The following is a 25,777-nucleotide window of genomic DNA, read 5'->3' on the forward strand; positions in this document are numbered from 1 at the left end:
TTTATTTTTGAAGTTTCTTCCAATTAGTATTTTTAAGTAAAGACTTAAGTTCGTAAGAATTTTTTAAAATCTTACCGCTTGTATCTGTGATTAAATATTTTAAATTTTTATTTTTTGGCTTAAAATTTTTACAGATTTTGTATAGTGCATTTTCTGCTGCATTCCTAAATACACTAAAGCTAACTTGTTTGCTTGAAATGTTGAGACCATAATCTTTCCAAGAACCTTCAGAAACCATCTTAGCATAGAGATCTAAAATTATTTTAAGCTCATCTTTTTCAAAAAATTGTTTTTCCTCTATTTTGTTATGTGGATTGTTTACAACTAATCTTAAGTTATTACGCATCAATTTTATGTTTATTTATTAAAGGTACCTGAAATCCAGTAAACACTATTGTTATTGGAAGCATTCCCCATACTTTAAAATTGACCCAAAATTCTTCAGTTTGTGTTCTCCAAACAAATTCATTTAATAATGCAAGACCAAAGAAAAAAAACATCCATCTTCGATTTAAAATTTCCCATCCGATATCTGACAAAGGTATTGATTTACCCATAACTTTTTTAAGCACTGGTTCTTTCGTAAAGTATTTTCCAAAATATAAAGCCAAAGCAAACATGATATTTATTATTGTTGGTTTTACATAAATAAATATTGGATCATTAAAGTAGATAGTGAGACCTCCAAAAAAAGTTATTAAAATTCCACTTAACAAAGGCATCGGTGGTATTTTTTTTTCAAAAAACCAAACAACAGCTAATGCAATAATAGTTGCAACTATTAAGGGAGGAATTGCTACTGATAAATTTTTCCCACTATTGTAATAATAGAAAAAAAATATTGCTAGAGGTCCAAAATCAGTAACAAATTTTAAAAAAGATTTATTCACTTAAAAGATATTAACATATTTGCCACATCACAAAACATTAATATTTTTTACATTGATTTTTATTTTTAAATACCCATACTAACTATCATGGCAATCCAAAAAGCTAAATTTTCAATTGGAGATATTGTTAAACACAAGCACTTCGAATTTAGAGGTGTTATTTATGATGTAGATTTCGAGTTTAACAATTCTGAGGAATGGTATCAGTCTATTCCAAAAAATGTTAGACCAAGAAAAGATCAGCCTTTTTATCATTTACTTGCTGAAAATGATGAAATTACTTACGAAGCCTATGTTTCAGAACAAAATCTTCTGATGGACGATTCAGACGAGCCTATTAAACATCCATTAATTGAGGAAATTTTTTCAGGTAAAAAAGGCTCAAGTTATTTCAAGCTTTCTAATTAGCTATCATTATTCAAACACATTTATTTCCAATCTAGGCCACACTAATTCTATAAAAATTATTCATATTCTGATCAAGAGTGTTAAAAGTTAATCTTTCTTTATTATCTCCCCCTCTTCATTCTTGATCAGATAATTTTTCTCAATAGTATTTTTAAAATAAATCCTTAAATTACAGATATGTTTAAACTTCTAGAGCCAAATAAAATTTTTCAAATTACTTCGAAGGCACCAAAATATGTTTTATTTTTATTTGTTGTCGTCTTATCTGTTGGATTAGTTGAAGCACTCATATTGTCTCCAGAAGATTACAAGCAGAGTGATGCTGTTAGAATTATGTATGTTCATGTTCCTGCTGCATGGATTTCTCTTGGAATTTTTTCTTCGATAACTGTTTTGTCAATTTCAGGATTTATTTTTAAAAACAAAAATTTTTTTTTAATATCCAAAAGTTTAGCACCTTCAGGTTTTGTTTTTAACATAATTGCTTTGGTAACAGGTTCTATTTGGGGGAAACCTACTTGGGGTACATGGTGGGCCTGGGATGCGAGAATTACTTCGATGTTAATTTTAGCTCTATTTTATGCTCTATACTTAATCTCTTGGAGAATTTATGAAAATGAAGAAAAAGTTTTTAAAATTTCAACTTTTATCACTATTCTTGGAATTATTAATGTGCCAATAATTAAGTACTCGGTTGATTGGTGGAATACACTTCATCAACCTGCCTCAATAAATATCTTGTCTAAAAGCTCAATTCATTCATCAATGCTTTATCCATTATTGATAATGACTGCGGCATTTGCTCTATTTTCGTTGTTAATTTTCTTAATGAAATATAATACAGAACTGATAAAAATTAAAAACAAAGGTTTAGATAGACTATGATTAACGACTTATTATTTATGAATGGATATGCAGTATACGTGTTATCTGCATTTGGTTTTACTTTATTAAGTTTCCTAAGTTTATATTTAGTAACAAAAGTTCAATTTATTAGAGAACAAAATAAATTTGTTGCTAAATTTGGATCACTTAACACTGAACAAGCTAATTCTGCAAAATCACAAAGAATAAATAAAGAAATTTTAGCTGACGCAACAAACAACTAATTTTTGATCGATGTATGGTCGAAAAGTTAAGTTAAGATTTCTATTTGTTTCGACTATTTTATTAATTTTAATATTAACTGTTTTTTTGGTTCTAAAATCTTTAGAAGAAAACGTAGTTTATTTTCAATCTCCTTCAGAGATTAAGTCATTAACTGAGCTGACAAATAATAAAATCAGAGTAGGTGGAATGGTTAAAAAAAATTCTATTAGTATGAATTCTAATGAAGTGAATTTTATTATTACAGATTTTAAAAATGAGATTAATGTTACTTATTCAGGCGCTGTCCCAAATTTATTTGAAGAAGGAAAGGGAGTTGTAGCCGAAGGTGTTTTGAAGGACAGAAATTTCTTTTCAGCAACAAAGATTTTAGCGAAGCATGATGAAAATTATATGCCACCAGAGGTTAAAGCTGCATTGGAGGAAAATTAATTGATTTATAGCGTTGTTGGATATTACGCACTAATTTTAGGATTAATTAGTGGTTCAATTTTGATTTATTTTTCTGTTCAAAATTTTAGAAATTCAGAAATTTTGGATACTAAAATATTATCATTATCATTTTTACAATTATTTTTTGTTGTTATTAGTTTTTTTGGTTTAGTTTTATCTTTTGTAGTTTCAGATTTTAGTAATGAAACTGTATTTAATAATTCTCATACTACTAAACCTTTATTTTACAAAATTACGGGAACATGGGGAAATCATGAAGGTAGTTTGTTATTGTGGTTGTTGGTTTTAACATTATTTATTTTTATTTTTTTATTAAGAACAAATAATCAATCAATAAAATACAAAACTCTAACAACAATATTTCAGCAGATTATAATTATTGGTTTTTTTGTTTTTTTACTAAAAACTTCTAATCCATTTAATTACTTTTTCCCAATTCCTGAAGAAGGTTTAGGTTTAAATCCAATATTGCAAGATCCAGCATTAGCAATTCATCCACCTATTTTATATTTAGGCTATGTTGGTTCATCAATAATATTTTCTTCCGCATTAGCAGCCACAACTTTAAAAATGGTTTCGGGAAGCTGGGCAACTCATATAAAAAAATGGACTTTAGCTTCATGGATATTTTTGACTTTAGGAATTTTATTAGGTTCTATTTGGGCATATTATGAACTTGGTTGGGGAGGATTTTGGTTTTGGGATCCAGTTGAAAATGTATCTCTTATGCCTTGGTTGGCATTAACCACATTGTTACATTGTATATTGGTTTTAGAGAAAAAATCGATTTTAACTTCTTGGGTTATAATTTTATCTATCGCTACATTTACACTTAGTATGTGTGGAACTTTCTTAGTTAGATCAGGTATCCTTAATTCAGTTCATACTTTTGCAAACGACCCTGAAAGAGGTCTATTTATATTAATATTTTTGTTTGTTTTAATTTTTATTTCTTTATTTATTTTTTTCTTTTTTCATAAAGAGGATCAAAAGAATTCAATAAATCTTTTTTGGGTAAGTAAAGAAAGTGCAATTATATTGAATAATTGGTTCATGATGTATTTCTTATCTGTGGTTTTAATTGGTACAGTTTATCCAATTTTTTTAGATGTAATCTCTTCAGAAAAAATATCAGTCGGTCCACCGTTTTATCATAAACTAATTATCCCTTTCTTAATTCCATTTTTAATCGCTATGGCGATTGGACCTCAATTGAAATGGATTAAATCTAACTTAGAGAGTAAAAAAATTTTTATATTTTTATTATTTGTATCGATTTTAATATCTTATTTGATAGTTAAGAATTTTGATAAAAATTTACTTGTAAACACTATTTTAATCTCAAGTGCATTTTATTTGTTTTTTATTACTGTGAGGGATTTTTTTACAAAAAAATATAAAAACATTTCTCAAACTATTGCTCACTTTGGATTTAGTTTATTAATTTTAAGTATTTTATTTAATAATTTACTTTCTAGCGAAGTAATTACCAATCTTAAAATTGGTCAGAGTTATGAAAACTCAAAAATTAAAATTACACTTGAAGATGTAAACCAGAGAAGTGAAAAAAATTACAACTCAGTAGTAGCAAATTTTAAAATAATTTCTTCAGATGGAAAAATTAATAAAATGACTCCAGAGTTAAGAATTTACAATCAGCCAAATATAGTAACTAGCGAAGCTGATATCAAAACTACTCTGATGAAAGATAAATTTATTGTCATAAACTTAGTGCAAAATCAGGAATATTTTAATGTTAGATATCAAGACAAACCTTTTATGCTTTGGATATGGGTATCAGTATTATTATTAAGTATTGGTGGAATATTAAGTTTTTTAAAAAAGAGAATATGAAAAATAAATTAATACCTTCAATAGTAATAATAAGTTTTATAATTATTTTTTTAATATTTTATAAAGGTTTGCAAAATACAAATATTTATACTCCCAAGTCAGAAATAAAAAAAGATATTCCAAGTTTTTCTAGTATTAAATTTGATAGCAAAGAAAATGTAAATTCGTCAGAAATATTTAATTCAAATAAATTTTATTTATTAAACATATGGGCCTCGTGGTGTGTACCCTGTAGACAAGAACATTCTTATTTAATGAAATTAAGTGAAAACAATAAAGTAACTTTAATTGGACTAAATTATAAAGATAATTTTAATAATGCTCAAAATTTTCTAATAAAATTAGGAAATCCATACGAAACAATTTTATTAGATGAAGATGGTACAATTTCAATAGAGTGGGGGGCATATGGTGTACCAGAAACTTTTTTGATCCATAAAAATAAAATAGTTGCAAAATACATTGGACCATTAAATGAAAAATTAATTAACGAAATTAACTCGATAATAAAATGAAAATTTTAAAAATTGCTTTAATTATTTTATTATTAATTCCAAAAATATCATTTGCTAGTGATCAGATTGAAAGAAATAAGATTACGAAAAATTTAAGGTGTTTAATTTGTCAGGGTCAATCTGTGTATGATTCTGATTCAGATTTTGCAAATAGCATGAAAATTTTAGTTGATAAAAAACTTGAGGAAGGATTATCTGAAAACCAAATTTATGATTTTTTTAAAGAAAAATACGGAGAATGGATTTTGTATGATCCTGGTTTAAATAAAAATACTTATATTCTTTGGTTATTGCCAATATTGATATTTTTACTTGGAGGTGCAATAATCCTCAAAAAACTAAAATTTAAAAATTAATCCAAAATGCATTTAAAAAAAATTCTGATTTTACTTATATTTCTAGCGTTTCCGATTTCATCAAATGCAGAGGAAATTAAACAGAGAGATTTAAATACTGAGTTTAACGTTTATACTGGGATGTTTGATTTTAGTGACGATGGAAAAAAATCAGAATTAATTGGCTTTCAGCATCAAAATGAAAACTTAAATAGAGATACTTTTCTTGGAAATTTATCACCTATTACTGGTGCTCTTATAACTGCAGATAGTGCGGCTTATGTTTATACAGGAGTAGAAGCACAATATAAAATAGGTTCTTTAAATTTTAATCCAAGTTTTACTCCAGGATTATATCACGAAGGTGATGGAAAAGACTTAGGTCACGTTTTAGAATTTAAATCTGAGTTACAAATTTCTTTAGATATGTCTGAGAGCAGTCAATTTGGTTTTTCATATAATCATATATCTAATGCAAGTATAGGAGATAAAAATCCTGGGGCAAATAGTTATATGTTTAATTTCTTTAAAAGCTTCTAATACACTTTTATGAATTTAAATGATTGCTATAATTTTGATGACTTTAGAAAATTAGCCAAGAAAAAATTACCAGCACCAATATTTCATTATATTGATGGAGGTGCTGATGATGAAATAACTTTAAACAGAAATACAGACTCATTTAACGACTGTGATTTAGTTCCTAATATTTTAAACAGTGTTGGAGAGCCAGATTTATCTACAACAGTTTTTGGTAGAAAAATTGATATGCCTCTATTTTTGTCTCCTACAGCGATGCAAAGTTTGTATGACCCAGAAGGTGATAAAGCTTCTGCTAGAGCAGCAGAAAAATTTAATACAATTTATAGTATGTCAACAATGGCATCATTCTCTATAGAAGAAGTTGCGAATGTTTCTAGCGGTCCAAAACTATTTCAACTTTATATCCATAAGGATAAATCAATTACTGATGATTTAATTGATAGATGTAGCAGAGCAAATTTTGACGGTATGTGCATTACTGTTGATACATTAGTTGCAGGAAATAGAGAAAGAGATCATAGAACTGGTTTTACTACTCCACCTAAATTTACATTAGATAGTTTATTAAGTTTTGCCATGAGACCTGGTTGGGTTTTTAAATATTTTACTAATAAAAAATTTGAGTTAGCAAATATTAAAAACAAAACCGACAAAGGAACAAACATAGCTAAATCAGTAATGGATTATATTAATGAGCAATATGATCCAGCGATGAATTGGAAAGATGCAGAATACTGTATTAAAAAATGGAATAAACCAATGGCACTAAAAGGTGTGATGTCTGTTGAAGATGCAAAGAGAGCAATTGATATAGGCTGTACAGCGATAATGATATCTAATCATGGGGGAAGACAATTGGATGGATCTAGGTCACCCTTTGATCAAGTTAAAGCAATTTCAGATGCAGTAGGTGATAAGTTAGAAATTATTCTAGATGGTGGAGTAAGAAGAGGAACGCATGTTTTAAAAGCTCTTGCAGCCGGCGCAACAGCTTGTAGTTTTGGAAAAGCATTTCTTTTTAGTTTGGGCGCTGGAGGACAACAAGGTGTTGAAAGATTACTAGAGAACATGCAAAAAGAAATTAGAAGAAATATGATTTTGATGGGCTGTAAATCTGTAAAAGATCTTGATCAATCAAAAATAATCTACAGAAATTAAGATAAATTAAGGAAATTCAAATTTTATCTTAATAGACAATTAACTTAATTTATGTATATTTTCCAACTTTATTATGAAACTAGCAGCGTCACTTGATAGACTTGGAACAGAAAGTGCTTTTTCAGTTTTAGCAGAAGCTAAAAAATTAGAAGCGCAAGGAAACCCAATGATACATCTTGGGTTGGGTCAGCCAGATTTTAAAACACCCAAACATGTAGTTGAAGCTGCAAAGAAAGCTTTAGATGATGGTCACCATGGCTATGTTCTTTCAAATGGAATTTTAGAGTGCAGACAAGCGGTTACTAGATGGATCAAGAAAAGATATAACGCTGAAGTAGATCCAGAAAGAATTATCATAATGCCAGGTGGTAAACCTACAATGCATTATGCTATACAGTGTTTTGGGGAGCCAGGAGCAGAAATTATTCATCCTACACCAGCTTTTCCTATTTATGAGTCTATGATTAATTATACAGGTTCTACTGCTGTACCTTATGATTTAACAGAAGATAAAGATTTAAAATTTAGTGCGGATAAAATTCTATCTTTAATAACTGAAAAAACTAGATTGTTAATTTTAATTAATCCTAATAATCCAACTGGAAGTTTTGTTGAGAAATCTGAAATTGATAAATTAGCAGAGGGTTTAAAAAAACATCCTCATGTAACTATTTTGAGTGATGAAATTTACAGTAGACAAGTATTTGATAATAAAGAAATGCCAACATTCTTTAACTATCCTGAGTTAAGAGAAAGACTAATTGTTTTAGAAGGCTGGAGTAAAGCTTACTCAATGACAGGTTGGAGATTAGGTTGGAGTTTTTGGCCTGAAAATTTAATTGAACATATTAATAAATTACTAATCAATAGTGTTTCTTGTGTTAATGCTGCGGCTCAATTTGCAGGAATAGCAGCGCTTGATGGACCAGACGATTCAATTGATTTGATGATGGAAAAATTTACACAAAGAAGAAAATTAATTCATGAAGGACTGAATAGTCTACCCGGAATAGAATGCAGTTTGCCAGGAGGAGCATTTTATGCATTTCCAAAAGTTATAGGGACTGGAATGGATGGTTCAGAGTTTTGTAAAAGAGCCATGCATGAAGCGGGTGTTGCTATTGTCCCAGGCACGGCATTTGGAAAAACATGCAAAGATTACGTAAGATTTAGCTTTGCTGCATCTCAGGATAACATTTCTAACGCATTGGAAAATATCAAAAAAATGCTAGGTTAAGCTATGTCTGAAATAGCTTTACCAAAAATTGATAGGTCTATTGTATCTAATAAATCTCAAATAGTAAAAAAACTATCAAGTCTAACTAATCCAGAAAATGTTTTAAGCGAAGCTGATGAATTAAGACCTTATGAAACTGATGCGCTTTCAGTTTATACCCAAACGCCTTTAGCTGTGGTCTTGCCTGAAAACACTAAAGAAGTTAGTGAAATTCTTAAATATTGTAATGAAGAAAATATCAAAGTAGTTCCAAGAGGAGCTGGAACAGGTTTATCCGGTGGGGCATTACCTTTGCAAGACGCTATCCTTTTAGGTTTAGGAAAATTTAATAAAATTTTAGAAATTGATTATGAGAATAAATGTGTGATCACTCAACCTGGTGTTACTAACTTAGGAATTACTCATGCTGTGGAACATAAGGGTTTTTATTATGCTCCAGATCCATCTAGCCAATTAGCTTGTTCAATCGGTGGTAATGTGGCTGAAAATTCAGGAGGTGTTCATTCTTTAAAATATGGAACCACTACAAACAATATTTTAGGTGTAGAAATGGTAATGATGGATGGAACTATTTGTAAAATTGGAGGAAAATCTTTTGATCAAGAAGGGTATGATCTAATGGGATTAATTTGTGGTTCAGAAGGATTATTAGGAGTTGTTACCGAAGTAACTGTCAAGATTCTAAAAAAACCAGAAGTTGTTAAGGCAGCTTTAATTGGTTTTCCATCTATTAAAGAAGGAGGAGATGCAGCGTCTGAAATAATTTCAAGCGGAATAGTTCCAGCTGGAATGGAAATAATGGACAAAGCCCTTATAGAAGCAACAGATAATTTTAGTAAAGCTGGTTACCCAAGAGATGCAGAATTATTATTAATTGTTGAACTTGATGGAACAGAGTCTGAAGTAAACGAGTTGATCAAAAAAGTTGAGATAATCTGTAAAAAAAATAATTGTTCAAGTTTAAAACTAAGCAAAAATGAAAAAGAAAGGTTATCTTTCTGGGCTGGGAGAAAAGCTGCTTTTCCAGCATGTGGAGCAATGGCTCCAGATTATTACTGTATGGATGGCTCAATACCTAGAGGCAAACTCGCAGAAGCTTTACTTGAAATAAAAAAACTTTCAGAAAAATATAATTTACCAGTGGCAAATTGTTTCCATGCAGGTGATGGGAATTTACATCCATTAATTATGTTTGATGGGAATGATAAAGAACAGTTAAGAAAAACTGAAGAGTTTGGATCAGAAATATTAAAAACTTGCGTAAGACTTGGGGGGGTAATCACAGGAGAGCATGGAGTTGGTATCGAAAAAAGAGAACTTATGTGTGAGATGTTCAACGATAATGATATTCAACAACAGTTAGATATTAAAAAATCATTAGATGAGAAAAACTTACTAAATCCTGGAAAAGTATATCCTATTCTTAGAAAGTGCGCGGAGGAAGGAAGGGTTCATGTCCATAAAAGCAAAGATAAATTCCCAGATCTTCCAAGATTCTAATAACATCTATTATCCAAAAAACGAAAGTGAAGTTTCAGAATTAATTAGAGAACTTTATAAAAATGATTCTCCAACAGAAATAATAGGAAATAACTCTAAAAGTTTTATAGGAAATAAAGCTCAATCAGCAAACACAATGTCGCTTGCGAAATTAACAGGCATAATAGATTACAGACCTGAGGAATTGTATATTAAAGTAAAGGCTTGTACGCCAGTAGAAGAAGTTGAAAAAATACTTGATGAAAATAATCAGGAATTAGCTTTTGAGCCTATTGATTTTGGTTATATAAAAAATGGTGTATCTAACAAAGGAACTATAGCAGGATATTTATCCTGTAATTATGCAGGCTCAAGAAGGTTTAAAGTTGGAAGTGTTAGAGATCATGTGTTGGGTTTTAAAGGAGTAAATGGCAAAGGGGATATTATTAAATCAGGTGGCACAGTAGTTAAAAATGTTACTGGTTATGATTTGTCAAAACTCATAGCAGGATCCTTTGGTACCTTAGTAGCTTTAACAGAAATCACTTTAAAGGTTTTACCAAAAAAAGATTCATCAAATACAATCGCAATTTATATTGATAAATCTGAGGAAATTTTTGATTTATTTATTAAATTATCAAGTTCCAGCAGTGAAATATCAGGAGCAGTGTATGTTCCTAATAAATCAAAGGATGATGATTTCTTAAAGAAAAAAAATTCTGTACTAAAATTTAACGATTTAAAATCTAATACTTCTTTTCTAGCTTTTAGAGTAGAGGGAGATAAAATTTCAATAAAGGAAAAAATTAAAAATTTAAGCAAAGAACTTGAACTTGATAAATTTGAAACTTCCACTTTAGATGTTTATCAGTCAGAACCATTTTGGCAAAAAATTAATAATTTAGAAATTTTTGAAAATACAAAAAATAATTTAATCAGAATGGTTATTCCTCCAGCAAAAGGATCAAATTTATTAAAATTTTTAGATAATAAATATAAATATTTTGTGGATTGGTGTGGATCATTATTTTGGATAGAAGTTGATGAACAAAAAGAAGAAAAAATAAAAGAGCTAAAAAAAATAGCTCTGGAGTCAGGTGGTTATTTAACTGTAATAAAAACTTCTGCAGATTACGATTATGGAGAATCAATTTTTACAGTCGATGATATACGTTTGATGATTTCAGAAAAAATTAAGAAAAGTTTTGATCCAAAAAGAATTTTAAACCCTGGAAAAATGTATAGAGGCATTTAATGCAGACAAAATTTACTGAACAGCAACTTAAAAACTCTGATAATTTTGCTACAGAAAAAGTATTTAAAAAGTGTGTTCACTGTGGAATGTGCAATGCTACTTGTCCCACACATCAGCTGTTAGGTGATGAATTGGATGGACCAAGAGGTAGAATTTATCTTATAAAAGACATGTTGGAAAACAATAGAAAACCAACCGAAAAAGTTGTTAAGCACATTGATCGTTGTCTTTCATGTTATAGCTGTATGACTACTTGTCCTGCAGGCGTAAATTACATGCACATCATAGATCACGGAAAAAAATATATTGAAAAAAATTATGAAAGATCTTTTTTTGATAAACTAATTAGATATTTTTTATCAATCACTTTACCAAATGTTAAAGTATTTAGACTTTCAAGTTTTTTTGTTAAATTGGCAATGCCATTCAAATTCTTGATGCCTACAAAGATTAAAGACATGATTGAATTAATGCCAACAACTTTTCCAAAAAAAACTTTACCTATTAAAGAGATTTATAAAGTTTCAGACAAAAAAAGAATAGCAAGAGTTGCTTTATTAACTGGATGTGTACAAAAAGAAATTTCACCTCAAATAAACGAAGCAACAATCAGATTATTAAATAGACATGGGGTTGAAGTTGTGGTTCCCAAAAAAATTCGTTGCTGTGGATCTTTAAATCATCATCTAGGAAAAGAAGATGATGCTCACCAAGATTTTAAAAATAATATAAATACTTGGTATGAAGAGCATCAAAAGGGAAATTTAGATGCAATTTTATCTAATACATCGGGTTGTGGTACTACCATGAAGGATTATGGTTTTATTTTTAGAGATGACAAAGAGTTAAGTAAAAAAGCCAAAGTCATATCAGATCTTACAAGAGATATTTCAGAATACATTTTTGAAAGTTTAAAGCTAAATATAAAATCTAAAGCAAAGAAATATAAAGTTGCTTATCACTCTGCATGTTCAATGCAGCATGGTCAAAAAGTTCATTCACAACCAATTTCATTACTTGAAAAAACTAACAATGAAATAATGGAAATTCCACAAGGACATATTTGTTGTGGATCAGCTGGAACTTATAATATTTTACAATCAAAAATTGCAAAACAACTATTAAAAAATAAGGTAAATAACATTGAAAGTTTAGATCCTGATTTTATTTCAACAGGAAATATTGGTTGTATTACCCAAATTTCTCATGGTACTAAAGTCCCAATTTTACATACAATTGAAGTTTTAGATTGGTACACAGGCGGTCCCAAACCTGAAATTTTAAAATAGGGGTTTTATGAAAAAAATTTTAATTACAAGAAGACTAATCCGAGAGAGTGAAGATAAAGCATCAAAATTATTTGAAGCTAAATTTAATTCAAATGATGAACTTTATTCACAATCAAAAATTATTGAAATGAGCGAAGGATGCGATGGAATTTTATCATCTTTAACTGAAAAATTAGATGCTGATACAATAAATAAGCTTCCAGATAGTATTAAAATAATTTCAAATTTTGCAGTTGGTTTTGGAAACATTGATTTAGATGCTGCTAAAAAAAGAGGTATTGCCGTAACTAATACTCCAGAAGTTTTATCAGATGCTACAGCTGAGATAGGAATATTGCTCATATTAGGAGCTTGTCGAAGAGCGTCTGAGGGAATTGAGTCTGCTCGTGAGGGTGGATGGAAATGGTCCGCAGATTATTTAATTGGAAAACAGTTAACAGGAACAAGATTAGGAATTTTAGGTATGGGTCGTATCGGTCAAAAAATTGCAAATATTGCTAAATCTTTAGGTATGATTATTCATTATCATAATCGTTCAAAATTAAGTGAAGATAAAGAGCAGGGTGCAATTTATCATGACAGCATAAAAAGTCTTTTTTCAGTGTCAGATGTTTTATCTATCTGTTGTCCAGCTACAAAAGAAACAGAAAATTTAATAAATAAAGAGACAGTAGAGTATTTCCCTAAAGGTGCTGTAATAACAAATGTTGCTCGAGGCGATATAGTTGATGATGAAGCTTTGATTGATGCATTGAATAGAAGAAAAATTTATGCAGCAGGATTAGATGTTTATAAAAATGAACCAAATTTAAATTCTGGTTATTTAAAAATCCCGAGTGTTTTTGTTTTGCCTCATTTAGGAAGCGCTACAAAAGATACTAGAATTGCAATGGGAAATTTAGCGATAGATAATATAGAAGAATTTTTTAGAACTGGTAATTGCGTTAATAAAGTTAACTAAATTTTAATGAATAAACCTGTTCTAGCTAAATCAAAAGCTATTATAATTTTTTTAGTTTTTGCTTTAGGATATTTTATTTCTACTCTCTTAAGAGCAATAACTGCAACAATTTCACCTGAATTAGTAAATGAATTTAATCTTTCTGCAGGAGAGCTTGGATTATTAGGTGGCGGATATTTTCTAGGATTTGCAAGTGTACAAATCCCTTTAGGCTATATGCTAGACATGAGAGGTCCAAGAAAAATTGTTTCATACTTTTTATCATTAACCATTGTTGGTTTATTAATATTTGCTCTCGCTCAGAATTTTTTAACTCTTTTAGTATCTAGAATAATTATAGGAGTTGGTGTTGGAGCTTGTTTAATGGGGCCTTTGACAGCTTATCGGATTTGGTATCAAGATGAAACCCAACAACGTGCAAACTCATGGATGTTAATGGTCGGTGCAATTGGTATGTTGTCATCAAGTTTACCAGTTCAATTTTTCTTACCTATAATTGGTTGGAGAAATATATTTTTGCTTTTAGCTTTCATAACTTTGGTTTGTATAATTTTGATAATTATTTTTATCCCTCAGTGGACTTCAAAAGGTAATCAGAAAAACGATGATGCAAAATTGAGTATTGTTTGGCAAAATCAATTCTTCAGAAGTGTTATTCCAATGGGCTTTTTTAGCACTGGAGGATTATTTGCTATCCAAACACTATGGGCTGGTCCTTGGATGATAAAAGTATCTGGGTATACACCAGAAGAAAGTGCAAAAGGGTTATTTTTAATTTATTTTTTTATGTTGCTATCATTTTTGATATGGGGCTATTTTGTTCCGAAATTTTCAAAGAACGTTAATGATGCAATCAGATTGTTGAAATATGGTTCACCATTAAGTTTATTGGTATTGGGTGTAATTATTTATCTAGGTCCAAATACAGATTCAATTCATTGGGCATTATTCATAGTTTCAGCTGTATTTTTGTCCTTAATTCAGCCAGCTGTTGGAATGGCTTTTTCTGTTTCTAATGCAGGTAAAGCTCTAACTTCTTATAATCTATTGATATTTATAGGTGCCTTCTTTCTGCAATGGATAATTGGGCTTATTATAGATTTAGGATTAAGTTTAAACTACTCTGAAATTGTTTCATTTCAATTGGCAATGTCTTTTGTACTAGTTACGTCTTTAACTTCTTATTTATATTTTTTATTAAAAAATAATTAATTTAGATGTTTATAAATTGTAGTTCTAGATACACCCAATTTTCTTGATGCTGCAGAAATGTTATTAGTCTCACTAAAAGTTGATCTAATTAAGATACATTTTTCTCTTTTAATTTTTGTATGCTCACAATTTTTACAAGCGTAAGTTTTGTTTTGTTTGCTAGTTTCTATAAATTTACTTTCTTTAAAATTTTGACTTTTGACCACAAAAACAGATGAACCTAAATGATCTGTTATCTTTAGAGTTTTATTATTTAAGATATCTGATGCAATTGATGAAAATGAAGTTGTAAAAATTTTATTAAAATTTTCATTTTTCAAGTCAACTAGTCCGTTAAGCATAATTTTTGCATTGTTGTTTGCACCCACAATTAATCCATCCCCATTTATTGCTAGCATCCCAACACTAGTTGTAGTTAGATATTCTTGTCTTGGGTGAAAAGAAATAATTAATTCGTTTTCAAATTTTTTAATAAACAATTTGGTTTCGATACTTCTAGTTGCAAGTCTTACTAAAGCTAGCGTATGTTGTTCTCTGGACATTGAGTCTGTTGAAGCATCAATAATACCAATAATTTTACCGTCATAATTTATGATTGGACTTGCAAAGCACGAAATATTTTCATGAGCAGTAAAAAAGTGTTCTTTACCTGAAACTATAGTTGGTTTTTTTAGTTCAACAGATAAGCCAAGACCGTTTGTTCCACAAATTTTTTCTGCCCAAATTGAACCTGGTATTACTGTTTTACCAACGTCAGTTTGCAAACAAGATTTGTCATAAATTGTATCCAAGACTAATCCTTTCTCATCTGAGTAAGCCACCATAAAATTTGTTCCTGCTATTTGGGAATATAAAAGTTCTAGTTCAGGAATAATTATTCTTCTGATAGTTTCATTTCGCTCTTTTATCTCTTTTAATTCGATTGATGAAATTACACTTTGTTTAGGATCATTAAACGGATCAAGGCCTTCACTGATACATCTCAACCAACTTTCATTAATATCTTTTCCCATCTCATAAGAGCTCATATTCCTTTTGTGTAGGATATTTTTAAGTTCGCTGTTTGAGTGACTTAAGTTTGACATTTTAAAAGTTTATTTGTTTTTCTAGATACAACAACCAACCACAGGTTGTAATTGTTAACTTTTTGTACATATAAAGATGCCGTTGACTCCATTCTATATCAGAATTTTAATAGTGTTACTTAAATATTAAAGGAGAGATAATAATGAAAGCACAGGTTTTGCATAAATATGACCCTGAAATGAAAGAAAAGGTCTGGGTCACAGGGGAGGAGATGCCAGATCCTAAAATTGAAAAGGCGTCAGACGTTATAGTTAAAATTGGTGCTGCAGGAGTTTGCAGAACTGATTTACATATTATTGAAGGAGTATGGAAACATATTCAAGATCCAGATGGAAAATTATTACCATGTGTAATGGGACATGAAAATGCTGGTTGGGTAGAAGATGTAGGTTCAGACGTTACTGAATTTAAAAAGGGTGATCCTGTAATATTACACCCACTTATTTCTGGAACAGGAGGAACTTGTTTAGATTGCAGAAGAGGTAATGATATGCATGCTGAAGCAGGTGCATTTCCTGGATTAAGTATTAAAGAAGGTGGCTACGCTGAACTATTAAAAACTAGCGTTAGAAATCTAATTAAACTTCCAAAAGTATTAGCGCCTAAAGATGTTGCACCTTTTTCAGATGCAGGTCTTACAGCTTATAGAGTAGTAAAAAAAGCAACAAGACATTTGCTACCTGGTCAGAGCTGTACAATTATTGGTGCAGGAGGTTTAGGTCACATCGCTATTCAATGTTTAAAAGCTATGTGTGCAGCAGATATTATTATTGTTGAAAAATCTGAAGCAGCATTGAAACATGCAATGGAACTTGGTGGTGACCACGGAGTTTTAATTGATGGAAACGAAATTGAAAAAGTTCAAGAACTAACAAAAGGAAAAGGTTCTGAAGCTGTAATTGATTTCGTAGGTGAAAAAGGATCTACTGCCATGGGAATTCAAATGACTTCTAATGGTGGTTTTTACTACATAGTTGGATATGGAGAAGAAATTAAATCACTTGCAGTTGATTTAATTATTTCTGAGAAAACAATTGTAGGTAATTTAGTGGGAACGTGGTCTGAATTATATGAATTAATGGAGTTAGCTGACAGAGGTAAAGTTAAGCTCTCTATGCAGGAGTATAGTTTAGACGATGCTAATAAAGCGCTTCATGATCTTAACGATGGTAAGGTTAAGGGACGAGCTGTTTTAGTTCCATAAAAAAAAAAAGAGAGGTGATAATGAAAATAATAAAAACCTGCTTAACGGCTGTAATATCAAGTATGATGATATTTAGCCCTATGGCATATGCTGATAAGTGGAGTGATCAATTCCCACATATCAAAGCAACAGGAGATATTCCAGGTGATTGTTCTTATGAGGAAATGTCTAAGAAAAATTACAAAGGAAAAACTCTTAAAATAAATACTCACGCAATTCCAGTAATGGGAGAGCCAACAGCTCTTCATGCTGAACAGTTTGAAAAATTAACTGGAGCTAAAGTTGAAGTTACTCATACACCAGCAGGTGATTTGTATTCTAAAGCAATGGTTCCTTTTCAAGCTGGACAAGCACCTTACGATATTGTGTTTGGATTTTCTAACTTTATAAATGACTGGAAAAGATATTTAGCACCAGTTCCTAAGAAGTATATGAACTCAACAGAGATGAAAGACGTAACCAAATCTCATATGGGTGTATCATCTTGGGATGGAACTATGTACCAGTATCCAGTTGATGGTGACAGACACTATCTAAAATATAGAAAAGACGTCATTGACAATCCTGAAATGCAAAAAAAATATAAAGCAGAAACAGGAAAAGATCTAAAAGTTCCAACAACTTGGAAAGAATATGCTGAGATGGCAAAATTCTTTAATGGTTGGGACTGGGATGGAGATGGTGAGTTAGAATATGGTTCAGCTGAAGTTATGAAAAAAGACGACTTAATGTTTGCAGCTTTTTTCAGCAGATCAGTTGCATATGCTAAAAATCCAAGAACTCCAGGTGGTTTCTTTTTTGATTTAGAAACTATGAAACCAAACATTAATAATCCAGGTTTCGTTGAAGCTTTAACTGATTGGGTTGAGGCTACTAAATATGTTCCTCCAGGGGGAACTAACTTTGGTCTAGGTGACGAAATCGGATCATTTGGTGGTGGACAAACTTTATTTAGTTTTTCATGGGATGATGCATTTATTGCAGCGATGCAAGATGACAGCCCTATTAAAAACAAAGTAGGTGCAGCTCCTCTTCCAGGTGCCAACAAAGTTTGGAACAGAGTTTCAAATAGCTGGGAAAACCAATACAACCAAGCTCCTTATATTGTTTGGGGTTGGGCAGTTGGTGTTGCTAAGAAAAGTAAAGTAAAAGATATGGCGTTTGATTATCTTTGCTTTTTCTCAAACGGAGCAAACCACCAAGCTGACTTAGCAATTGGTAGATTTGGTGTTAACCCTTTCAAAAACTCTGACTTCGACCCTAATATTTACATTAATAGTATGGGTTGGGATCCAGAGATCGCTAACAGTTACACTCAAACACTTTTAGATATGGAGAAAAGTCAAAATAGAGTTTTCCCTCTAAGAGTTCCAGGTGTATTTGAGTTTACAAGTGCTGTTGCTACAGGAACTTCTAAAGCTTTAGCAGGACAATTGTCTCCTCAAGAAGCATTAGACGAAGTTGCTAAAGAGTGGGAAGCAATTGTAAGCAGAGTAGGTAAAAAAGCAGTAAGAGATGCCTACGCTGTTGGTGTTAAAATGGAAGATAACCAACTATAATAATACTTAATTTATGTGGCCGTTTATTAAAATGGCCACATATAAAAAACATAATATAATCCAATTTTACAAATGAACTTTAAGCATAAATATTTCTTTCTGTTTCCAGGTCTATTTGTGTTGATTGGAATTTTAATCTTTCCAATTATTTTTGTTGTTAGATTAAGTTTATCTGGATGGAATAGTTATAATCCAGGTTTAGATTTTATAGGTATAGAAAACTATATCCGTCTATTTACAGACGACCCAAGATTTTGGGAATCTTTTTTTAGATTAAGTTTTTTATCTGTTACAACAGTAATTCTCCAGTATGTAATTGGATTTGCTCTTGCACATATGGTTTGGAAAGACATCAAATTTAAAAGATTTTTTAGAGTATTATTTTTAGTTCCAATGATGACAACTCCAGTAATTATGACTGTTATTTGGAGAACTTTTTTTCATGAGTCTTTAGGACCTGTTAATGATATTTTATCTAATTTTGGTTTATCTCCGAAATGGTTAACAGACCCAGCTTTAGCTAAATTTACAGTAATTATAGTTGAGGTTTGGCAGTGGACACCGTTTATGTTTCTACTTTTATTAGCAGGTTTATTGTCATTACCTAAAGAACCATTTTTAGCTGCTGCAATTGATGGAGCTAGTCCAGTTAGAAAGTTTATTTATGTAACTTTTCCGCTAATGGCACCTATATCAATTGGGGCAATAATTATAAGATTAATTGAGGCATCTAAAATTATGGATACGGTATATGTCCTAACATCAGGAGGTCCAGGTACCTCAACAGAAACATCAAGTTTTTATATTTTTATTAAGGGATTGAGAGAGTTTCAAATGGGATACGCAGCTTCGATGTCTTTTACTTACTTAATTATTATGATCATAAGTTTAACAATTATTGCAAAGGTTTTAACTAAATTACTTTTAAAAGAATAAATTATGAGCAAGCTTTATACATTTTTAAAATATTTTTTTATTGTCTTTTGGGCAGTTTTTGTTGTTGCTCCTTTTCTTTGGGCCTTAACTACATCGTTTAAAGATTTTCAATCTGTAAATGGTGGAGTTACGTATATACCATGGGTAGATTTTGAACCTAATTTAGAGGGTTGGAAAGTTTTGATAAAATCTCCAGCTAAAGGTGGAGTTGATATAGTAGAACCTTATTTCAATAGTTTATTTGTAACCTGTACTGCAAGTTTAATTAGTATAATTCTTGGCACATTGTCAGCTTATGCTTTATCCAGATACACCTTTAAAGCAGGTTTTGTAAAAAATAATGACATTACATTTTTCTTTATTTCTCAAAGAATTATGCCGCCAATTGTTTTGTCAATTCCATTTTTCTTATTTCTAAGTTCAATTAATTTATTAGATAGCCTCGTAGGATTGATTGTAGTTTATATTGTTTTACTGATGCCTATTGCAGTTTGGATTATGGTTGATTTCTTTAATAAAGTTCCAAGAGAGATTGATGAAACAGCTTTGATTGATGGATGTAATCCTTATCAAGCTTTCTTAAAAGTGGTGCTACCAAACTCAATACCAGGATTAATTGTTGCTGGTATGTTTTGTATTATTTTTGGATGGATAGACTTTTTCTTTGCATTCATTTTAACTTTTACAGAAGTACAGTTATTACCAGTAAAAATTGTTGCTTTGAACTCATCTGTTACTCCATGGTGGAGCTTATCAGCATCTGCCCTGGTTTCAGTTGCACCATTAATTATAGTAGCCTTCATAGTTGAGAGATATCTATCTAAAGGAAACTTATCAGGAGCAATTAAATAATGAATTTAATTGCTAACAACTTAACCTATAAACCAAGTGAAGAATATCACTTAAATGAAGTGTCCTTTAATTTTAAAGAGGGGAATTTATACACAATTCTTGGAAGAACTTTGTCAGGTAAAACAACTTTACTAAAAACTATAGCTGGTCTTTTAACTCCAGATAGCGGTGCTATTGAATTTGATGGTAAGGATTTTTTAAAGGTTCCAGTTTGGCAAAGAAATGTAGCTATGGTGTATCAACAATTTATTAATTACCCTCATTTAAATGTATTTGAAAATATTGCTTTTCCTCTGAGACAAAGAAAAATCGATAATGAAGAAATCAAAAATAAAGTAATGGAGTCTTTAAAATCAGTTGGGTTAGTTGGCTATGAAAACAGAAAAATACAGGAGTTGTCTGGTGGTCAGCAACAACGTGTCTCTCTAGCAAGATCATTAGTTAAAAATGCTAAAATATTATTGCTAGACGAACCTCTAGTTAATTTAGATTACAAATTGAGAGAACAGCTTAGAGAGGAATTTAAGAGTTTGTTTTCAAAGGGTTTAGCTGATGAAACTATTTTAATTTATTCTACTACAGACCCAAGAGAGACCATGGAACTAAATGGAGAAGTAATTGTTCTAGATGAGGGGAAAGTGCTGCAAGTAGGTCCAGCAAAAGAAATATTTGAGAACCCAAGTTCTTTAAAAGTTGCTGAAATTTCTAACGACCCACCTATGAATATTATTGAAGCAGAAATATCTAATGAGCAAATAAGATTTGAAGGTATTGAAATTAAAGCGCCTAATCATTTATCAAAGTTAACAGATAGCGGATTAAAGATTGGTTTAAGATCTTCAGACATTGAACTTAATGAAAATGGTCATGAATTTGAAGTTGAGCTTGCTGAAATTAGTGGTTCTGAAACTTTACTCCATTTAAAAAGAGGAACTATAAAAATTATTATTTCTATAGAAGAGGTTTTGAATTTTAAAATTCATGACAAGATTAAAATAGATTTTAAAATAGATAGAGCTTATGCCTTTGCTGCTGATGGTAAATTAGCATCCTCACCATTTGGAGGAAACAATGGCTAAAATTGATTTAAGTAATATCTCACATTCTTACAATCCAAATGATCCAAATCCAGTTTATGCATTAAATCCATTTTCGATGACTTGGGAGAACGGAAATAGATATGCAATCTTAGGTCCTTCTGGATGTGGAAAAACAACGATGTTAAATATTGTTTCTGGATTGGTAAGACCATCAGCTGGGAAAATATTATTTGATGATAAGAATGTTACAGATTTAAAAACAGAAGAAAGAAATATTGCTCAAGTTTTTCAGTTTCCAGTAATTTATAACACCATGACAGTTTTTGAAAATCTTGCTTTTCCATTAAAGTGCAGAGATTTTTCAAAAGCCAAAATAGATGAAAGAGTCAACTCTGTTGCAGAAACTTTAAATTTAAAATCTTTTTTAAACTCTCCTGCGCGAAAATTAACAGCAGATCAAAAACAATTAATATCTTTAGGAAGAGGTTTGGTACGAGAAGATGTTGCTGCAGTTTTAATGGATGAGCCTTTAACTGTTATTGATCCTGATCTAAAATTTAGATTAAGAAGAAACCTAAAAGAAATAAACGAACAATACAAAACAACGTTAGTTTATGTAACACATGATCAAAACGAAGCCATGACATTTGCAGATAATATAATTGTGATGAGCGAAGGAGAAGTTGTACAAACAGGTTCGCCCAAAGAATTATTTGAAAGACCTAATACAACTTTTGTTGGTTACTTTATTGGTTCACCTGCTATGAATTTATTTGATAGTGAAGCAACTTCAGAAAATACTGTTAAAATAAATAATACAATAATTAAAACGAATACAAATTTGTCTAATTTAAAAAATAAAAATATAAAATTAGGAATTAGATCTGAGTTTATTAAAATTGCAAAAAATCAAAGTGAAAATCTTGTTGATGTGAATGTTCAAAAGGTTGAAGATTTTGGTAATTACAAATTGATTACTGCGAGAATGGATAATTTTGAAATTAAATCTAAAGTTAATAGAGAAACCGAAATTTCAGGTGAAAAAATTAAACTTCATATTCCAGCTGAAAAGTGCTGTATTTACGAAAATAATAAATTAATTTAAGTTTTAAATTCTACCTATAATTGTAAAAAAACCCTATCTAACCCATTCTAGGTCACTTTTTAGAAAGACTCTAATGTGAAAATATGTTTTAGTGCTCGCCAAGTTAATTAACTAGAGGAGAATAAATGATTAAGAATAAGAAATCTTTGAAGAGTTCTAAAACTCCTTCAAGAAGAAAGTTCTTCAAAGCAGCGGCAGCAACTGGTGCAGCAACAGCAGCAGCAGTGGCTATGCCAAACATTGCTTTAGGTGACGGTCACGTTACTTTAAAAATGCAAGCTGCTTGGCCATCAGGTGCTAACATATTTTTCGAAATGGCTTCAGACTATGCGAAAATGGTTAGTGACATGTCAGGTGGTAAATTAAAAATTGATGTGCAACCAGTTGGAGCAGTTGTAAAAACTTCTGAAATTGGTCAAGCAGTTAGTTCTGGAGTAGTAGATATGGGTCACTGGGTGACAGCATACTGGTACGGAAAAAACCCTGCTGCATCTCTTTTTGGAACAGGTCCCTCATACGGAATGTCGTCTCAAGAAGTTATGGGATGGATGGAGTATGGTGGAGGAAGAGCATTATATGAAGAAGCTGTAAAAAGTGTAGGATTTAATTACACAGGTTTCTTCCATATGCCAATGCCTGCACAGCCTTTTGGTTGGTTCAAAAAGAACGTAACTAAAGTATCTGATGTTAAAGGTATGAAGTATAGAACTGTTGGTCTAGCGACTAACGTTTTAACTGCTATGGGAATGGTTGTAAGACAGTTACCAGGTGGTGAAATCCAACCAGCAATGAAAACTGGTTTGATTGATGCTGCTGAGTTTAACAACCCAACATCAGACTCACAGTTTGGAATGCAAGACGTCTCTAAACACTATCACTTAGGAAGTTTCCACCAATCTCAGGAAATGTTTGAAATTCCTATGAACACTAAGAGACTAAACAGCCTTTCACCTGAACATCAAGCTATCTTGAGAAATGCTGCTTATGCTGCAAACTCAGATAACTACTTTAAAGCATTGGTTAGATATTCAACTGACCTTGCTAAGTTGATGAATGAGCATAAGGTTAATGTTTACCAAACGTCTGATGCTATCCTAGCAGAACAATTAAAAGGTTGGGATAAAGTTGTAGGAGAGTTTTCTGCTAAAGATGCTTTCTTCAAAAAAGTAGTAGACTCACAAAAAGCATACGCTAAGAGAACTATGAAGTATCTGTTGATGAATCAACCGAACTACAAATTAGCTTATGAAAATGAGTTTGGTCCAATCGAAAAAGTTAAAATCTAATTAACTTTAAAATAAATTTAAAAGGGGGTTGAAAAACCCCCTTTTTTTTACACGTATTTTAATATATTTCTTTGATATGAAGCCATTTATACAATTTGCAGATACTCTCAGCACATCAATGGGGAAAGCTTTTTCTTGGTGCATAGTAGTTTTAATGGGAGGAACTGTTTATGAAGTAGTTATGGCCTATGTTTTTAATTCACCTACACTTTGGAACTTTGATTTTAGTATGCAGATGTATGGTGCAATTTTAATGATGTCAGGAGCATATTGTTTAGCAACAGAATCACATGTTAGAGGTGACGTTATTTACAGATTATTTAGTCAAAAAACTCAGGCTTGGATTGATTTAGTTTTATACTTTATTTTCTTTTTTCCAGGTGTGATCGCGTTAGCTTTTTATGGATATGAATATGCTGCGCTTGCTTGGAAAATAAAAGAGACTAGTTGGAGTAGTCCAGCTCAAATCCAAATTTATATGGTTAAATCGATGATACCAGCTGCAGGTGTTTTATTAATTATTCAAGGCATCAGTGAAGTATTTAGATCTATTATATGTATTCAAACAGGACAATGGCCAGCACGAATGGTCGTTGCTGAAGAAACAGAACAAGTTTTAATGAGAACAGCTCAAGAAGAGGACAAAAAAAATGTTATTTAGTTTAACAAATCCAGAAATTGCAATTTTAATGATGGGTATGTTTTTGTTTGCAGTTCTTTTAGGTTTCCCGATTGCTTTCACTTTAATGGCTATGGGAATAGGCTTTGGATATTTTGCTTATTACGATGCAACAATGATGGAGCACATTTTTGATAATCGTATATTCCAATTGTTTGTTCAAAATACTTATACTGTTATGGACAACAACGTTCTTACGGCTGTGCCTTTATTTTTATTCATGGGATATCTAGTTGAAAGAGCAGGGATCGTAGCTAAACTATTTTTTGCAATTAGATTGGCCGCACATAGACTTCCAGCTTCAATGGCGGTGGCTGCATTAATTACGTGTACATTATTTTCGACAGCTACAGGAATTATTGGTGCTGTTGTAACTTTGATGGGACTGTTAGCATGGCCTGCAATGGTTAAAGCAGGTTATGATAAAAAATTTGCGTCAGGAATTATTTGCGCTGGTGGATGTTTAGGAATTTTAATTCCACCGAGTATCATGCTTATTGTTTATTCAGTAATAGCCCAACTATCACCATTAAGACTTTTTGCAGCAGCAATATTTCCAGGTCTACTTTTAGCAGGTCTTTACATTGCATATGCAGTATTTAGAGCATGGTTAAATCCATCTATTGCACCTAGACCTCCAAAAGAAGATATTCCACCAACTGGTGAAATTTTAAAAGAAGTTTTGGTTTCTTTCGTTCCACTGTTTGGTTTAATTATGCTTGTATTAGGTACTATTTTGGCAGGTATTGCAACTCCAGCAGAAGCAGCTGCAGCAGGAGCTTTTGGGGCAATACTTTTATCTTGGTTTTATAAAACACTTAAATGGCAAAACTTTAAAGAGTCTGTTTTTTTAACAGCTAAAACAACTGCAATGATCATGTGGCTGTTTATTGGTTCCTGGACTTTTTCATCGGTGTTTTCTTATTTGGGAGGACACGAGGTTTTTGAACACTTCTTTACTTCTATAAATATTACGACTTGGCAGTTTTTAATTATCACTCAAATAATTATTTTTCTTCTAGGATGGCCTTTAGAATGGACTGAAATTTTAATTATTTTTGTTCCAATATTTTTACCCTTGTTAGAAGTATTTGGTGTTAATCCATATTTCTTTGCAATGTTAATTGCTTTAAATTTACAAACATCGTTTTTAACCCCACCCATGGCTATGTCGGCTTATTATTTAAAAGGAGTTCAAAAATCTAATGTTGAACTTATGGATATATTCAGAGGAATAATGCCATTTTTAGCAATTGTAATATTTGCGATGTTTTTAATGTATATGTTCCCAGGAATAGCGCTTTGGTTACCGGAAACTTTATTTGCACAATAAA

27 protein-coding genes are annotated in these 25,777 nt (G+C 31.1%); 24 read left to right on the forward strand and 3 right to left on the reverse strand.

Annotated features, from left to right (window positions below; all coding sequences use genetic code 11):
- Position 1 precedes the first annotated feature (1 nt).
- Entirely contained in the window at positions 2–346 is a 345-nt protein-coding gene (locus tag ACTTA0_RS01450) for a DUF2794 domain-containing protein (protein WP_440613652.1), read from the reverse strand.
- Positions 339–890: a septation protein A gene (locus tag ACTTA0_RS01455; RefSeq protein ID WP_440619109.1), complete on the reverse strand. Its 552-nt coding sequence runs from the start codon at positions 888–890 to the stop codon at positions 339–341. Before ACTTA0_RS01455 ends, ACTTA0_RS01450 begins: the two co-directional genes overlap by 8 nt.
- Before the next feature lie 87 nt (positions 891–977).
- On the opposite strand from ACTTA0_RS01455, the gene hspQ reads away from it, so the two are divergent.
- From hspQ to ACTTA0_RS01530, 15 genes are all read left to right on the forward strand, one after another.
- Positions 978–1,298: a heat shock protein HspQ gene (hspQ, locus tag ACTTA0_RS01460; protein ID WP_262589942.1), complete on the forward strand. Its 321-nt coding sequence runs from the start codon at positions 978–980 to the stop codon at positions 1,296–1,298.
- 177 nt (positions 1,299–1,475) lie between these two features.
- Positions 1,476–2,183 (forward strand): heme ABC transporter permease CcmC, encoded by a 708-nt coding sequence (gene ccmC, locus ACTTA0_RS01465; protein ID WP_428078967.1) that lies wholly within the window; start codon positions 1,476–1,478, stop codon positions 2,181–2,183.
- Positions 2,180–2,407 carry a heme exporter protein CcmD gene (locus ACTTA0_RS01470; RefSeq protein ID WP_440650833.1) on the forward strand — a complete coding sequence of 76 codons (228 nt, stop codon included), beginning with the start codon at positions 2,180–2,182 and terminating at the stop codon, positions 2,405–2,407. The genes ccmC and ACTTA0_RS01470 overlap by 4 nt, the downstream gene beginning before the upstream one ends.
- A 10-nt stretch (positions 2,408–2,417) precedes the next feature.
- Positions 2,418–2,837: a cytochrome c maturation protein CcmE gene (gene ccmE, locus ACTTA0_RS01475; RefSeq protein ID WP_262589939.1), complete on the forward strand. Its 420-nt coding sequence runs from the start codon at positions 2,418–2,420 to the stop codon at positions 2,835–2,837.
- The gene (locus ACTTA0_RS01480) at positions 2,838–4,712 is read left to right on the forward strand and encodes a heme lyase CcmF/NrfE family subunit (protein ID WP_440675706.1); all 1,875 of its coding nucleotides are present in this window, start codon (positions 2,838–2,840) and stop codon (positions 4,710–4,712) included.
- Positions 4,709–5,227: a DsbE family thiol:disulfide interchange protein gene (locus tag ACTTA0_RS01485; RefSeq protein ID WP_440619105.1), complete on the forward strand. Its 519-nt coding sequence runs from the start codon at positions 4,709–4,711 to the stop codon at positions 5,225–5,227. The genes ACTTA0_RS01480 and ACTTA0_RS01485 overlap by 4 nt, the downstream gene beginning before the upstream one ends.
- Entirely contained in the window at positions 5,224–5,583 is a 360-nt protein-coding gene (locus tag ACTTA0_RS01490) for a cytochrome c-type biogenesis protein (protein ID WP_440675707.1), read from the forward strand. Before ACTTA0_RS01485 ends, ACTTA0_RS01490 begins: the two co-directional genes overlap by 4 nt.
- Positions 5,584–5,589: 6 nt before the next feature.
- On the forward strand, positions 5,590–6,102 hold the full coding sequence (locus tag ACTTA0_RS01495) for an acyloxyacyl hydrolase (protein ID WP_440613658.1): 513 nt from the start codon (positions 5,590–5,592) through the stop codon (positions 6,100–6,102).
- Positions 6,103–6,111: 9 nt separating this feature from the next.
- Complete coding sequence (locus tag ACTTA0_RS01500; protein ID WP_440675708.1) at positions 6,112–7,263, forward strand: alpha-hydroxy acid oxidase; 1,152 nt, start codon at positions 6,112–6,114, stop codon at positions 7,261–7,263.
- 73 nt (positions 7,264–7,336) lie between these two features.
- Complete coding sequence (locus ACTTA0_RS01505) at positions 7,337–8,500, forward strand: pyridoxal phosphate-dependent aminotransferase (protein WP_440675710.1); 1,164 nt, start codon at positions 7,337–7,339, stop codon at positions 8,498–8,500.
- Between the two features lie 3 nt (positions 8,501–8,503).
- Positions 8,504–10,000 carry an FAD-linked oxidase C-terminal domain-containing protein gene (locus ACTTA0_RS01510; protein ID WP_440635392.1) on the forward strand — a complete coding sequence of 499 codons (1,497 nt, stop codon included), beginning with the start codon at positions 8,504–8,506 and terminating at the stop codon, positions 9,998–10,000.
- Positions 9,954–11,234: an FAD-binding protein gene (locus tag ACTTA0_RS01515; protein ID WP_440675711.1), complete on the forward strand. Its 1,281-nt coding sequence runs from the start codon at positions 9,954–9,956 to the stop codon at positions 11,232–11,234. Before ACTTA0_RS01510 ends, ACTTA0_RS01515 begins: the two co-directional genes overlap by 47 nt.
- Positions 11,234–12,523, forward strand: a complete 1,290-nt coding sequence (glcF, locus tag ACTTA0_RS01520) for a glycolate oxidase subunit GlcF (protein WP_440675712.1) — start codon at positions 11,234–11,236, stop codon at positions 12,521–12,523. Before ACTTA0_RS01515 ends, glcF begins: the two co-directional genes overlap by 1 nt.
- A gap of 7 nt (positions 12,524–12,530) precedes the next feature.
- Positions 12,531–13,484, forward strand: a complete 954-nt coding sequence (locus ACTTA0_RS01525) for a 2-hydroxyacid dehydrogenase (RefSeq protein WP_440675714.1) — start codon at positions 12,531–12,533, stop codon at positions 13,482–13,484.
- Between the two features lie 6 nt (positions 13,485–13,490).
- A complete protein-coding gene (locus ACTTA0_RS01530) occupies positions 13,491–14,696 on the forward strand; it encodes an MFS transporter (RefSeq protein ID WP_440675716.1) in 1,206 nt (401 codons plus the stop codon).
- On the opposite strand, the gene ACTTA0_RS01535 is transcribed toward ACTTA0_RS01530, so the two are convergent.
- Positions 14,693–15,724, reverse strand: a complete 1,032-nt coding sequence (locus ACTTA0_RS01535) for a GAF domain-containing protein (protein WP_440675717.1) — start codon at positions 15,722–15,724, stop codon at positions 14,693–14,695. The two genes, ACTTA0_RS01530 and ACTTA0_RS01535, sit on opposite strands and share 4 nt — an antisense overlap.
- A 200-nt stretch (positions 15,725–15,924) precedes the next feature.
- Here ACTTA0_RS01535 and ACTTA0_RS01540 point away from each other — a divergent pair, with 200 nt between their 5' ends.
- The 9 genes from ACTTA0_RS01540 (at position 15,925) to ACTTA0_RS01580 (ending at position 25,776) form a co-directional block, all read left to right on the forward strand.
- Positions 15,925–16,986 carry an NAD(P)-dependent alcohol dehydrogenase gene (locus ACTTA0_RS01540; RefSeq protein WP_262589926.1) on the forward strand — a complete coding sequence of 354 codons (1,062 nt, stop codon included), beginning with the start codon at positions 15,925–15,927 and terminating at the stop codon, positions 16,984–16,986.
- A 20-nt stretch (positions 16,987–17,006) separates the two neighbouring features.
- A complete protein-coding gene (locus ACTTA0_RS01545) occupies positions 17,007–18,545 on the forward strand; it encodes an extracellular solute-binding protein (RefSeq protein ID WP_440635396.1) in 1,539 nt (512 codons plus the stop codon).
- 72 nt (positions 18,546–18,617) lie between these two features.
- On the forward strand, positions 18,618–19,481 hold the full coding sequence (locus tag ACTTA0_RS01550; RefSeq protein ID WP_075505839.1) for a carbohydrate ABC transporter permease: 864 nt from the start codon (positions 18,618–18,620) through the stop codon (positions 19,479–19,481).
- A 3-nt stretch (positions 19,482–19,484) separates the two neighbouring features.
- Positions 19,485–20,333 carry a carbohydrate ABC transporter permease gene (locus tag ACTTA0_RS01555; RefSeq protein ID WP_075505838.1) on the forward strand — a complete coding sequence of 283 codons (849 nt, stop codon included), beginning with the start codon at positions 19,485–19,487 and terminating at the stop codon, positions 20,331–20,333.
- Positions 20,333–21,412: an ABC transporter ATP-binding protein gene (locus ACTTA0_RS01560; protein WP_440650846.1), complete on the forward strand. Its 1,080-nt coding sequence runs from the start codon at positions 20,333–20,335 to the stop codon at positions 21,410–21,412. Before ACTTA0_RS01555 ends, ACTTA0_RS01560 begins: the two co-directional genes overlap by 1 nt.
- A complete protein-coding gene (locus ACTTA0_RS01565; RefSeq protein WP_075505836.1) occupies positions 21,405–22,478 on the forward strand; it encodes an ABC transporter ATP-binding protein in 1,074 nt (357 codons plus the stop codon). The genes ACTTA0_RS01560 and ACTTA0_RS01565 overlap by 8 nt, the downstream gene beginning before the upstream one ends.
- A 125-nt stretch (positions 22,479–22,603) precedes the next feature.
- The gene (locus ACTTA0_RS01570; protein WP_262589921.1) at positions 22,604–23,764 is read left to right on the forward strand and encodes a TRAP transporter substrate-binding protein; all 1,161 of its coding nucleotides are present in this window, start codon (positions 22,604–22,606) and stop codon (positions 23,762–23,764) included.
- A 76-nt stretch (positions 23,765–23,840) separates the two neighbouring features.
- On the forward strand, positions 23,841–24,425 hold the full coding sequence (locus tag ACTTA0_RS01575; RefSeq protein ID WP_440648360.1) for a TRAP transporter small permease subunit: 585 nt from the start codon (positions 23,841–23,843) through the stop codon (positions 24,423–24,425).
- Positions 24,415–25,776, forward strand: a complete 1,362-nt coding sequence (locus ACTTA0_RS01580; RefSeq protein WP_262589918.1) for a TRAP transporter large permease — start codon at positions 24,415–24,417, stop codon at positions 25,774–25,776. Before ACTTA0_RS01575 ends, ACTTA0_RS01580 begins: the two co-directional genes overlap by 11 nt.
- The last annotated feature ends 1 nt before the right edge of the window (position 25,777 follow it).

The organism is Candidatus Pelagibacter sp. HIMB1593 (genome assembly GCF_052047755.1).
Classification (GTDB): domain Bacteria; phylum Pseudomonadota; class Alphaproteobacteria; order Pelagibacterales; family Pelagibacteraceae; genus Pelagibacter.